The organism is Streptomyces sp. NPDC044984 (assembly GCF_040646935.1).
GTDB lineage: Bacteria > Actinomycetota > Actinomycetes > Streptomycetales > Streptomycetaceae > Streptomyces.
In genome coordinates, this window is the sequence record NZ_JBEZBE010000063.1 from 16,472 (window position 1) to 27,069 (window position 10,598).

At 74.2% G+C, this 10,598-nt stretch carries 8 protein-coding genes and 2 pseudogenes; 2 read left to right on the forward strand and 8 right to left on the reverse strand.

The features are described from left to right. Positions 1-14 precede the first annotated feature (14 nt). A complete protein-coding gene (locus AB0A94_RS37010; RefSeq protein ID WP_217135641.1) occupies positions 15-710 on the reverse strand; it encodes an HAD family phosphatase in 696 nt (231 codons plus the stop codon). A gap of 20 nt (positions 711-730) precedes the next feature. Beyond that, a complete protein-coding gene (locus tag AB0A94_RS37015) occupies positions 731-1,207 on the reverse strand; it encodes an Lrp/AsnC family transcriptional regulator (RefSeq protein ID WP_361751214.1) in 477 nt (158 codons plus the stop codon). A 208-nt stretch (positions 1,208-1,415) separates the two neighbouring features. On the opposite strand from AB0A94_RS37015, the gene AB0A94_RS37020 reads away from it, so the two are divergent. Then, positions 1,416-2,903 (forward strand): FUSC family protein, encoded by a 1,488-nt coding sequence (locus AB0A94_RS37020; RefSeq protein WP_361751216.1) that lies wholly within the window; start codon positions 1,416-1,418, stop codon positions 2,901-2,903. 93 nt (positions 2,904-2,996) lie between these two features. Beyond that, a complete protein-coding gene (locus AB0A94_RS37025; RefSeq protein WP_361751218.1) occupies positions 2,997-4,028 on the forward strand; it encodes a lactonase family protein in 1,032 nt (343 codons plus the stop codon). A gap of 79 nt (positions 4,029-4,107) precedes the next feature. Here AB0A94_RS37025 and AB0A94_RS37030 read toward each other — a convergent pair whose 3' ends face one another. The 6 genes and pseudogenes from AB0A94_RS37030 to AB0A94_RS37055 form a co-directional block, all read right to left on the reverse strand. Next, positions 4,108-5,031 carry a hypothetical protein gene (locus AB0A94_RS37030; protein ID WP_361751220.1) on the reverse strand — a complete coding sequence of 308 codons (924 nt, stop codon included), beginning with the start codon at positions 5,029-5,031 and terminating at the stop codon, positions 4,108-4,110. A gap of 84 nt (positions 5,032-5,115) precedes the next feature. Beyond that, positions 5,116-6,123 (reverse strand): BadF/BadG/BcrA/BcrD ATPase family protein, encoded by a 1,008-nt coding sequence (locus AB0A94_RS37035; RefSeq protein ID WP_361751221.1) that lies wholly within the window; start codon positions 6,121-6,123, stop codon positions 5,116-5,118. Beyond that, on the reverse strand, positions 6,120-6,797 hold the full coding sequence (locus AB0A94_RS37040) for a uracil-DNA glycosylase (RefSeq protein ID WP_217135271.1): 678 nt from the start codon (positions 6,795-6,797) through the stop codon (positions 6,120-6,122). Before AB0A94_RS37040 ends, AB0A94_RS37035 begins: the two co-directional genes overlap by 4 nt. 100 nt (positions 6,798-6,897) lie before the next feature. Further along, positions 6,898-8,053: pseudogene (locus AB0A94_RS37045) on the reverse strand (exo-alpha-sialidase). Positions 8,054-8,141: 88 nt separating this feature from the next. Then, positions 8,142-9,371: pseudogene (locus AB0A94_RS37050) on the reverse strand (acyl-CoA dehydrogenase family protein); the annotation flags it as partial. A 144-nt stretch (positions 9,372-9,515) separates the two neighbouring features. Continuing rightward, a complete protein-coding gene (locus tag AB0A94_RS37055) occupies positions 9,516-10,313 on the reverse strand; it encodes a pectate lyase (RefSeq protein ID WP_361751223.1) in 798 nt (265 codons plus the stop codon). Positions 10,314-10,598: the final 285 nt, after the last annotated feature.

A 10,598-nucleotide genomic window follows, 5' to 3' on the forward strand; every position in this document is an offset into this window, starting at 1 on the left:
ACGGCGGGAGCCGGTCAGGGACGCCGGGCGGAGTCCGCCAGCCAGGCGTACGCGGCCCGCGCCGTGAACTCCTCCTGCCCGCCGCGCAGCAGCAGACCCGCGGTGGCGAACTCGGGGGCGTCGGCCTGGGCGGCGACGTAGGGGACCGCGATGCAGCGCATCCCGGCCGCGTGCGCGGCGACGGCGCCCGGGGCCGCGTCCTCGACCACCACGCAGTCGGCCGGGTCGGCGCCGAGCCTGCGGGCCGCCTCCAGGAAGATGTCGGGGGCCGGCTTGCCGTGCGCGACCTCGTCGGCCGGGACGACCGTGCGCAGGTGTGCGTCCAGGCCCGTGCCGGCCAGGATCGCCCCGATGGCGACGGGTGAGGAACCGGAGGCCACGGCCATCGGCACGCCCTCGGCCGCCAGCAGCCCGACGAACGCGCGCATCTGCGGGTACACCCGCGTGGCGGCGCGGGCCAGCTCCAGATAGTGGCGGTCCTTGACCGCGAGCAGCTCCTCCACCGGGGCGGACAGGCCGTACCGCTCCCGCCAGTCGGCGAGCGTCTCCCGGGTGCTGATCCCCACGTAGCGCTCGTGCTCGGCCCAAGAGAAGTCCGGGACCCCGTACTCGGCGAGGGTCCGTCGGCCCGCCTCGTAGTAGTTCGGCTCGCTGTCCACGAGCGTTCCGTCGAGATCGAAGATGACCGAGAGGGCGCCGAGCGTGTTCATGGGGTCCAGGATGGCAGGGCTCACTTCCGCGCCGTACGGCCGATCGACTCCACCAGCGGCAGCAGCCGGTGCGGGACGCGCTCGCGCAGCGCCACCTCGGTGCGGGTGCGGACCACGCCGGGCAGGCTGATCAGCTTCTGGACCACGTCCTCCAGATGCGCGTTGTCGCGCGCCACCACCCGGGCCAGCAGATCGCCGCCGCCCGTGGTGGAGAACGCCTCGACGATCTCCGGTACGGCGGCCAGCGCCTCGCCCACCTCGTCCAGGTGCCCCTGGGTGACCTCGATGTGCACGAACGCGAGGACGGGGTGGCCCAGCGCGGCGGGGGAGAGGGCGGGGCCGGTGCCGGTGATCACGCCCTCGCGCTCCATGCGGTCCAGGCGGGCCTGCAGGGTGCCGCGGGCGACGCCGAGGATCCGGGCGCACTCCCGCACGCTGGTGCGCGGCTGCTCCAGCAGCAGCCGCAGGATGCGGGTGTCGAGCTCGTCCACGGCCATGAGATCCGAAGTGTCCCCGCGTCGGCCATTGGCACTTCGGTGGCCGTAGGAATGCCGTGAACACTGTACCAATGGCTCACTCTCGCGAGACTCGGTTGAGCCACTGGTGGAGGAGATGCTGATATGGGGGCATCGATGGCGCTGCGGACCTCCGCGGCGCCTTTTTCGCGCCACGGCGCACACACCGACTAGTCCCAGGGGGCGGTACGTGCTGAAGAGGGTGTTCATGGCTCCGGACCCGGGCCGGATCCGGCTGCGCTTCGCGGCGCGGGCCGTGCTCGGCATCGGGCTGGCCGTCGTCGTCTGCGGCCTGGCCGGGCACTCGCTCACCGGTGCCGTCACCGGCGGGCTCGCCGCGCTGCTCGCCCTGTTCACCGTCACCGACGCCACCGTCCGCGGGCAGGCCGTCACCACGGCGCTGCTGCCCGCCGTCGGCCTGCCGGTGCTCGCCGCCGCGGCCGTGCTGCACGACCACCCGGTCGCCCGCGACCTCACCTTCCTCGCCGTGGTCGGACTCGGCGTGTACGCGCGGCGCTGGGGCCCGCGCGGCCACAGCCTCGGGGTCTTCGCGTTCATGACCTACTTCGTGGCGCAGTTCCTGCACGCGAGGACCGCCCAGTTGCCCGAGCTGTACGCCTCCGTCCTGCTGTCCGTGCTCGCCGCGGCCGCGGTGCGCTTCGGGCTGTGGTGCTACGAGCGCCGGCTGCCCCCGGCCGTCGTGCCGGCGCCGCCCGGCGGCACCGGGCTGGCCCGCGTGACCACCCGCCAGGCGGTCCAGGCGACCGCCGGCGCGGGCTTCGCCCTGGTCGTGGGCCAGCTGCTGTCCGGGGAGCGCTGGTACTGGGCCGTCGGCGCCACCTGGTGGGTCTTCGTCAACACCACCTCGCGCGGCGAGACCCTGGTCCGCGGCTTCCGGCGGGTGCTCGGCACCGTCATCGGCGCCGGGCTCGCGCTGTTCGTCGCCGTCCCCGCGCACGGGGACGGCCCGGTGACCGCGCTGGTCGTCGCCGTCGCCGTCTTCGGCATCTTCTACACGGCAGCCGTGTCCTACACCTGGATGATGCTGTGGGTGACGGTGCTCGCCGCCATGCTCTACGGCCTGCTGGGCGTGCTCACCCCCGGTCTGCTGGCGCTCCGGCTCGCGGAGACCGCCGTCGGCGCGCTCGGCGCCGTGCTGGCGGTGGCGTTCGTCCTGCCGGTGACCACGCACAGCGTCACCGACACCTGGATCCAGCGGGCCCTGCGCTGCGTCCACGCGTGCACCGCGCAGACGGCCGCGCGACTGGCCGGGACCGCGGACGCCGACCCGGCGCCGGTGGTGGCGGAGCTGGAACAGCTGCTCGCCCGGGTACGGCTCTCGGTCGCCCCGCTGGTGCATCCGCTGAACCCCATGCTCGGCCGCAAGCGGCGCGCCCGCCGGGTGCTCGCCCTGCTCGGCGACTGCGCCCGGGAGATCCGCGGCCTCGTCGCCGTCGCCGCCGACCCGGAGGCCTCGCACGACGCCCGGCTGGCCGCCGCCTGCTGGCGCGTCGAGGCCGCCGTCGAGGCGCTCACCGACGGCCGGGACATCCCCGTACGGACCTCCCCGGCCGGGACGGAACCCGCCCTGGCCCATCTGCACGGCCTGGAACGCGCCCTCGCCGAGCTGGCCGCGCCGCTGCGGGCGCCGTCCGGCTCCCCGCTGGTCGGGGCCTGACCCGCGCGGACGCACGGACGGGGTCTTGGTCTAGACCTGACGTGATCGGCTGCTACCGTCACCCCGGTCGGTGGCGGACGAGAGGGGACAGTCGTGACGGACGGCGGACGGCGGGCGTACATCGGGTCGTTCACGGCGGCGGGGGGCCCGGGCGTCGTCACCGCGGCCATCGCCCCCGGCAGCGGCGCGCTGACCGTCCTGAGCACCGTGAACGCCGTACGCGACCCGTCCTTCCTGGCCCTGGCGCCCGACGGCCGCACGCTGTACGCGGTCAGCGAGACCGCCGAGGGCGCCGTGGCCGCGTTCCGTGTGACCGGGGAGGGCCTGGCACCGGCCGGGCGCGAGGTGCGGGTGGACGGCAGCGGGCCGACCCACCTCAGCCTCTTCGCCGGACACGTCCTCACCGCGAACTACGGCTCCGGCAGCGTCAGCGCCGTCCCCGTCCGTCCGGACGGCAGCCTCGCGCGGTCGGTGTCCGGGGTGTTCCGGCACAGCGGCTCCGGTCCCCATCCGCAGCGCCAGCAGGGCCCGCACGCCCACCAGGTGCAGCCCGACCCGAGCGGCCGCTGGGCGGTCACGGTCGACCTCGGCACGGACTCGGTACGGGTCTGCACCCTGGCCGACGGCGCGCTCTCACCGCACCGGGAGATCGCCCTGCGCCCGGGCTCGGGCCCCCGGCATCTGGCCTTCCACCCGCACGGGACCCACGCGTACGTCCTCAACGAGCTCAGCCCCACCCTCGTCGTCTGCCAGTGGGACGCCGCCGACGGCGCGCTCAGGCCGCTCGCCGAGATCCCGGTCCTTCCCGGCGCCCCGTCCAGGGACGCCTATCCGTCCGGGGTGGCCGTCTCGCCCGACGGCCGCTTCGTGTGGACCGCGACCCGCGGCGAGGACGTCCTGTCGGTGTTCGCGGCCGGGCGGCAGGGCAAGGCGCTGACCCCCCTCACCACCGTCCCCTGCGGGGGGCACTGGCCCCGCGCGATCACCGAGTCCGACGGCGTCCTGTACGTCGCCAACGAGCGCTCCGGGGACGTGACCTGGTTCACGCTCGACCCGGACACGGGAGTGCCGCGGCGCGCCGGCTCCGTCCCGGTGGCCGCGGCGTCCTGCGTGGTCACCGGCTGACCGGCGCCGCCCGGACACGCCGAAGGGCCCGCTCCGGAACCGGAGCGGGCCCTTCGGCGTCGCGCGTGAGCCGGCCGGGTCAGTGGGCCGGAGCGCTCTGCGCCTGCTGCGGGGCGATGCCCAGCGCGGTCGTGTACTTGGCCAGCGCCAGCTTGCCGATCGCCGGGTACGGGCCGAGCGCCTCGGCGGCGGAGCAGTCCGCCTCCTTCGCGGCCTCCTCGATCAGGCTCGCGTCGATCTCCGGGCCGATCAGGTACGGCGCGAGCGCCAGCTGCTGCGAACCGGAGCCCCGCAGCTGCTCGGCCACCGAGGCGATGGAACCGTCCTGGTCCAGGGCCGCCGCCATCACCGGCACGGCGAGGCGCGCGGCGAGCAGCATGCCGGTGATCCCGGCCGCCTGCACGGCCTCGTCACCGCCCACGGAGGCCAGGATGATGCCGTCCGCCGCGGTCGCCACGGTGAACAGTCGGGCACGGTCGGCGCGGGCCAGACCGGCCTCGGACAGCCGCACGTGCAGCGCCTCGGCGAGCAGCGGGTGCGGGCCCAGCACATCGGTCAGCTCGGCGGCGACACGGCTGTCCATCACGGCCTGGCGGACCTGGCGCAGCAGCGCGCTGTCCGGACCGGCGAGCAGCGGCACGACGACGGCGACGGGGCCGTCGGGCTCCTTGACGTCCATGCCGGCTTCGCGGGCCTGCTCGAAGCGGGCCGTGCGCTCCTCGGCCGCGTACGCGAGGACGGACCGCAGTGTCGGGAATTCCTCGTCGTCGCCGTCGAGGTAGCCGATCCGGGCGTCCAGGCCGGGCAGCTCGGAACGGGCGATGCTCACGACCTCTTCGGCGAGCGAGCGGGTGGCACTACTGGGCGTACCCGGCACGGCGAGGACGAGCGCGGGCGCGCCCTCGGGAGCCACCAGGGGTTCGGGACGGCGGTGCCGCCCGGGCTGGCGGGGGCGCGGCATTCGTACTGGCAGGCCGGACGCGGGCCCAGTGGGGGTGCTCATGTTGCCGCATGTTAGTGGTTTCCCGGGCTCCCCTGTTCGGGGAGGGTGCAGGTGAGCGGTATCCGTCCGGTTTTGTCTGATGAGTTACGTACGGACGTCGGCCGGGCGGGTGACGTCCTCACCTGCCGGGCTCGTCACGCACAGCATCTTCTCGTCGCCCGGAAGGGTGAAGGAGCCGGCGGTGAGGTCCTCCGCGATGCGGACCGCCCCGTGCAGGGGGTCCCCTTCGGCCATGATCCGCCGCGCCCCCGGCAGCCGCTCGGCCAGCTCCTCGTCCAGGGGGCCGAGCAGCGCGGCACCCATCCGGAACAGGCCTCCGGTGAGACCGATCACCGGTGCGTCCGCGGTCGGGCACACGGCCGCGACGGAGTCGGCCATGTGCCGGGCCGCGGCCCGCAGCACCTCCACGGCGACGGGGTCGCCGTCGGCCGCGCACTCGCCCACCCGGGGCGCGAAGGAGGCGAGCACGGCCGGCCGGTCGGTCCGCGGGTACAGCCGGCCGGGCAGTCCGGCCGCCGGGCCGAACATGTCCTCGGCGCTCGCCAGCAGCCGCGCGGAGCCGTCCCGCCGCCCGTCGTGCGCGCGCAGCGCCGCCTCGAGACCCGCCCGTCCGATCCAGGCGCCACTGCCGCAGTCGCCGAGCAGGTGCCCCCAGCCGTCCGCCCGGCGCCAGCCGGTCAGGTCGGTGCCGATCGCGATCAGACCCGTGCCGGCGGCGATCACCGCACCGGGCCGCGGCCCGAGCGCGCCGACGTACGCGGTGACGGCGTCCGCGGCCAGCACCACCCGCCGGACGCCCAGCTCACGGCGGAGCGCGTCCGGAAGCTCCGCGCGCAGCGCGTCCCCCAGGCCGGCCAGCCCGGCCGCACCGACGACGGCCACCTCCAGCCGCTCGATCCCGGCCTCGGCGCGCAGGGCCCGTGCCATCGGCACCAGCCGCTCCATGAAGTGCCCCGGGTCGATGCCCCGCTCACCGGTCCGCACCGGTTTCCCCGAGGAGGCCCGGGCCGACGGACCGTGTCCGCCGGCCCCGACGACCACCCGCAGACCGGAGCCCCCGGAGTCCACGGCGAGGAAACCGGGCCCGGTCACGGCAGGCGCCAGTCCACCGGTTGGCCGCCCTGACGGATCAGCAGGTCGTTGGCCCGGCTGAACGGGCGGGAGCCGAAGAAGCCGCGGTCGGCGGACATCGGCGAGGGATGGGCCGACTCCACCGCGGGCAGATCGCCCAGCAGCGGACGGCAGTTGCGGGCGTCCCGCCCCCACAGGATGGAGACCAGGGGCTTGCCCCGCCCGGCCAGCGCCCGTATCGCCTGCTCGGTGACCTCCTCCCAGCCCTTGCCGCGGTGGGCGCCCGGCTTGCGCGGGGCCGTCGTCAGCGCCCTGTTGAGCAGCAGCACGCCCTGCTCGGTCCACGGCGTGAGATCACCGTTCGACGGCTGGGGCAGTCCCAGGTCGGTGTTCAGCTCCCGGAAGATGTTGATGAGGCTGCCCGGCAGCGGCCGCACCTCGGGCGCGACCGAGAACGACAGTCCCACCGCGTGCCCCGGGGTGGGGTACGGGTCCTGCCCGACGATCAGGACGCGTACCTCGTCGAAGGGCTGCTGGAAGGCGCGCAGGACGTTCGCTCCGGCCGGGAGGTAGGTGCGTCCCGCGGCGATCTCCGCGCGCAGGAAGTCCCCCATTCCGGCGACCCGTTCGGCCACCGGCTCCAGGGCCTTCGCCCAGCCCGCTTCGACGATCTCATTCAAGGGTCGTGGTGCCACGGGCGTCACCCTACTGCCGTGACGGCGGCGGAGATCAACCAGTGGCCAGGACCGCACGGGATCCTCGTGCGGCTCGTGCGGCTCACGTGGCTCGTGCGGCTCATGCGACGACCGCGGCCCGTACGCACAGCACGTCCGGCAGATGCGACGCCAACTGCCGCCAGCTGTCGCCGTCGTCGGCCGACGCGTACACCTCGCCGTTGCGGTTGCCGAAGTAGACGCCCGCCGGGTCCGCGCCGTCGTGACACATCGCGTCGCGCAGCACCGTGCCGTAGTGGTCCTCCCCGGGCAGTCCCGCCGTGAGCGGCTCCCAGCTCCCGCCCGCGTCCGTGGTCCGGTAGACCCGGCAGCGCCGGCCGGCCGGCACCCGGTCGGAGTCGGCGTTGATCGGGAACACGTACGCCGTGCCGGCGCGACGGGGGTGGGCCACGACCGTGAAGCCGAACGTCGACGGCAGGCCCTCACCGATGTCCGTCCAGCTCCCGCCCGCGTCGTCGCTGCGGTAGACCCCCCAGTGGTTCTGCAGATACAGCCGGTCCGGGTCCACCGCGTCCCGGGCCACCTTGTGCACGCACTGCCCGAACTCCGGGTTCGGGTCCGGCAGGAACACCGCGGACACCCCGGAGTTGGACGGGGCCCAGCTCGCACCGCCGTCCAGGGTGCGGAACACGCCCGCCGTGGAGACGGCCACCGTCACGGCCCGCGGATCACGGGCGTCGGTGAGCACGGTGTGCAGCCCCTCGCCGCCGCCACCGGGCACCCACTTTGCACGCGTGGGATGCTCCCACAGCGGCCGGACCAGCTCGAAGCTCTCCCCGCGGTCCTCCGAGCGGTACAGCGCGGCCGGTTCCGTCCCCGCGTACACCACGTCCGGTTCGGCCTCGGACGGGTGCAGCTGCCAGACCCGCTCCAGCGAAGCCCCCGTGTCCTTGGGGAACCTGACGGCGGGCCGGGCCGGTTCGGTCCAGCTGCGGCCCAGGTCGTCGGAGTGGAACACCGACGGGCCCCAGTGCGCGCTGTCCCCGCCCACCAGCAGTCGCGGACTCGCGCCACGGGTGTCGATGGCGACCGAGTACACGGCCTGCGCGTTGAAGCAGGGACTCTCGTCGAACTCCCAGACGTCACCTCGCCGCCGTCCGATGAACAGGCCCTTGCGGGTGCCCACGGCGAGCAGTACCTCGGTCATGCCGACCACCTCCGCGACGTCTTCGTCGACGCCCTCGTTCCAGGACACCGGCCAGTCTGCACCCCACCACTGACAGTCACTCCCGGATCGGTCTCTCCGCAGGCCGGGCCCGGTGCCACCGCGCACGGGACGACCGTGCGCGGTGGCCCGACGGCGGGTCAGCCGCCGTCCGGCAGCGCACGCCCGACGATCGCGTCCAGCGCGGCCGCCGCGGGCAGCGTGCCGAAGGCGTGCCCCCAGTCGCCGCCCAGCCGCGTCGCGCAGAAGGCGTCGGCGACCGCGGACGGGGCGTGCCGGACGAGGAGGGAACCCTGGAGCGTCAGGGCCGTCCGCTCCACCAGTCGCCGGGCGCCCGCCTGCGACCCCTCGGCCAGCTGGTCCTTCAGCCCGGCCACGGCCGCGTCCAGCCGGGCGTCCGCCCCGCGCGCCAGGGCGAGCTCGTCGAAGAGCGCCTGCGCGGTGGCCGGGTCCCGGCCGAGCGCCCGCAGCACGTCGAGCGCGTTGACGTTCCCCGAGCCCTCCCAGATCGACAGCAGCGGGGCCTCGCGGTAGTGCCGGGGCATCCCGGACTCCTCGACGTAGCCGTTGCCGCCCAGGCACTCCAGGGCCTCGGTGGTGAAGGCCGGGCCCCGCTTGGTGACCCAGTACTTGCCGACCGCCGTCGCGATCCGGCGGAACGCGGCCTCCCCGGCGTCCCCGCGCACCGCGCGGTCGGCCGCTCCGGCCAGCCGCAGGGTGAGGGCCGTGGCGGCCTCGGACTCCAGCGCCAGATCGGCCAGCACGTTGCGCATCAGCGGCTGGTCCACCAGCCGCGCCCCGAACGCGCTGCGGTGCCGCACGTGGTGGCCCGCCTCCACGAGCGTCTTGCGCATCAGCGCCGCCGACATCATCACGCAGTCCAGCCGGGTGCAGTTGACCATCTCGACGATGGTCTTCACGCCCTGCCCCTCCGGGCCGACCAGCCAGCCGACCGTCCCGTCGAACTCGGGCTCGGAGGAGGCGTTGGAGCGGTTGCCCAGCTTCTCCTTCAGCCGCTGGACGCGGAACGGGTTGCGGGTGCCGTCGGGCAGGACGCGCGGCACCAGGAAGCACGACAGCCCGCCCGGGGCCCGCGCCAGCACCAGGAACACGTCGCACATCGGCGCCGACGTGAACCACTTGTGCCCGCGCAGGGTGTGGACGCCGGGCTCGGCGGTCGGCGTCGCCGTCGTGGTGTTGGTCCGGACGTCGGAGCCGCCCTGCTTCTCGGTCATCCCCATGCCGGCCAGCAGTCCGCGCTTCTCGGCCGGCACGCGCAGCCCCGGCTCGTACACCGCCGCCAGCTCCGGCTGCCGGCGCAGGGCGGGCACCACCGCGTACGTCATGGACGTCGGGCAGCCGTGCGACGCGCTGCGGTCCGCCTACGCCGGGTACCGGCGGGAGCTGACGGGGGAGGCGCGTTCCCGCGTGGGCGGCGGATGAAGCCGGGTGAGGGCCGGACGGCCGTACGGGGCGCCGCGCGGGACGCCTCGTACGGCCGCTGCCCGTGGGGGCTACCGGTAGGTGATGTCGGACGACGAGTACTTGCAGTACGTGCCGTCGGGGCCGGAGCCGTTGCTGCTCGGCTCGTCACCGTCGTCGTTGCCGATGTACTTCTGGCAGGGGACGATCTTCTTGCTGCTGTCCCCGATGATCGTGATGTTCCGCAGGGTCGCGCTGTCGCCGTAGTTGGTGTTGATGCCGGCGAGCCTGCTGCCCTTCCAGGTCACCTCGATGGTGTTGAGGTTGATCGTCCGCTTGTACTGCGTGGAGCAGTTGCCGCAGGAGCGGACGAAGGTGCCGAAGTTCTTGACCGCGAAGTTCGACACGTTCAGCGTTCCGGCGCCGTTGAACTGGAACACCTTGTCGCTGGCTTCCTTCGCGCCGCCGCCGCTGACGGTGTAGACCGACCCCGACGACTTGCCCTTGAACGTGGCGGCGTCCTCGCCGACGTCCTCCCACCAGACGTTCTGCAGTGTGCAGGAGCCCTGGCAGTGGATGCCGTCGGCCGCTGGGGCGCCCAGGATGACGTTCTTCAGGACCGCGCCGTCCGCCAGCTGCAGGATCGGGCCCTGGTCCTCGTCCTGGCCGCCGGAGCCCAGGTCACCGGTGCCGTACAGGCGCTTCATCCCGTAGTCCTTGGTGCCGGACACGGAGATGGTGGAGGAGACGCCCTGGCTGCCGTTCGCGGTCGGCCAGGTGGCGGCGCTCGCCGAGGATGCGCCGGTGGTCATGAGCATGCCAACTGAGAGACCGAGGGTGGCGAGTGCGCCCGTCAGCGCGCGGGCGCGTGGTCGTTTCGCGGAAGTCATGTCGTTCCTTCTGTCGTGGTGTGGGGGTACGAGCCATGTACGTGAACGACGTTCGGGATGGTGCGCAGCGGGCCCGCTCGGATGACGTGAGCGGGTCAGGCTGCTGAACGGAAGGTATGGGGTAAGCGCTTTCTAGTCAACGTCTCGCGCACATCACATCCGGCCAGGAAGGACCGACGCCGGCGGCCCGGGGTGCGAGGGGCACCGGCTCGCGCCTGGGGGCGTCCGCGTACTCGGCGAGCGCGGTCGGTTCGATGGTCCGCCCGGAGGTTTCCGTGACGGGGC